We start from the raw sequence: 1,348 nt of genomic DNA, 5'->3' as shown, positions 1-1,348 counted from the left end.
GCGATTTCCATGATAAAAACAAGTAAAAAGCAATAAAATTTAAGCTATAGTTTTGACATAAGGTTTTTGTTTTTTAATAACGGCACAGATTCTATGTACAAGCTTATTTCTGACATTGTTAATAACTAACATTTTAGATTTACCTTCCTCTACTTTTCTGTTGTAATACATTTTGAGGTCTATGTCATGCCGTATTGCAGCTAAAGCACATAGATGTAATTGTCTTTTGAGAGTTTTATTAGCCATATGATGCACTTTTGATTTTCTTTTGAGACTAGTTCCAGAGCTATATTCAAAAGGTACAACACCACAATAGCAAGCTAATTGTTTAGCGTTTTGATGACGTGTAAACATATTAGTAAATATAGCTAAGTAAAGAGCTGTAATTTGACCTACTCCAGTAACCGATGTAGCTAAACTTATAGTAGTATTAAGCTTTTGATCAGAAAATATTAATGTTTGAATTTCCCGTTCAATTCGTTTAATTTCATCAGTAAAAACCTTTACAGATTTTTTTATGTTCTTTTGGGCTATTTTGCTTAATTCAGGCGCAAAATGCTTCAACTCATTAGGATATTTTACTAAACTAGTTTTACTTTTTACTAATTGTTCCCTAATAGTTATTAATGTTCTAATTTTGTGTAGCACCTCAGGCATAGGCTGGTATAACCTAAGTTCTGGGTAGTTTTTTGCTGCATATCTAGCAATTCTTAAAGCATCTATTTTATCGTTTTTTCCACGTTGTATCCCTGAACTTCTTGTTATCTTCAAAGACATTTCTACGCAGATATTTGCTTTCTTTTCTACTAACTTTGTTATGATGAGTTTACCATAAATGCCTGTATGTTCCATGCAAATAAAAGTTTCGGATAAGTCCATTTTTTGATTTTTTAATAATCTTAAAAAAGCTTTAATTCCTTTAGTTGTATTTTCAAAAACATAAGAGTTTGATTTGTTATTATTATCAATAATAGCTACATCAAATGTAGATTTTGAAAGGTCAATACCAATAAATTGAGAAAAAATTTGTTTATTCATGATTAGATATTTTTAGAGATAGCTAACCCAAAATTCTGAATACAATCGAAACCCTGATAATAGGTCTAATAACCTTAATTTCCATTTGATACTAGTTCAGAAATAACCGATAGAAGATTTAATCGCAAGATAAGTCTAAAAACTTTATTCGCTGCCTAATTAGCCTCTATCGGTTGGGTAGTTATCCACAATTATTGAGGTTATCAACAAAGAAAAGAAAAAGAAGCAAAAAGAAAAGAAAATCAATCATTTATATCTATTTATTTCTTCTGTTAAAAACTCTATATGAACAACTTAGCTAAACTAAGGG

At 29.3% G+C, this 1,348-nt stretch carries 1 protein-coding gene; it reads right to left on the bottom strand.

What is annotated here, in order from left to right; genetic code table 11:
• Positions 1-39 precede the first annotated feature (39 nt).
• Positions 40-1,038, bottom strand: coding sequence for an IS110 family RNA-guided transposase (locus ACKTTC_RS13145; RefSeq protein WP_408040295.1), 999 nt, complete (start codon positions 1,036-1,038; stop codon positions 40-42).
• Positions 1,039-1,348: the final 310 nt, after the last annotated feature.

It is taken from the genome of Tenacibaculum amylolyticum, assembly GCF_964511145.1.
Classification (GTDB): Bacteria; Bacteroidota; Bacteroidia; order Flavobacteriales; family Flavobacteriaceae; genus Polaribacter; species Polaribacter amylolyticum.
The sequence above is the reverse complement of the archived record's forward strand: the minus strand, read 5'-3'. Positions and strand labels throughout refer to the sequence as shown.

Bases quoted from the DNA above. Each gene is read 5' to 3' on its own strand.
- ACKTTC_RS13145 (WP_408040295.1), bottom strand. From the start codon at position 1,038: ATGAATAAACAAATTTTTTCTCAATTTATTGGTATTGACCTTTCAAAA.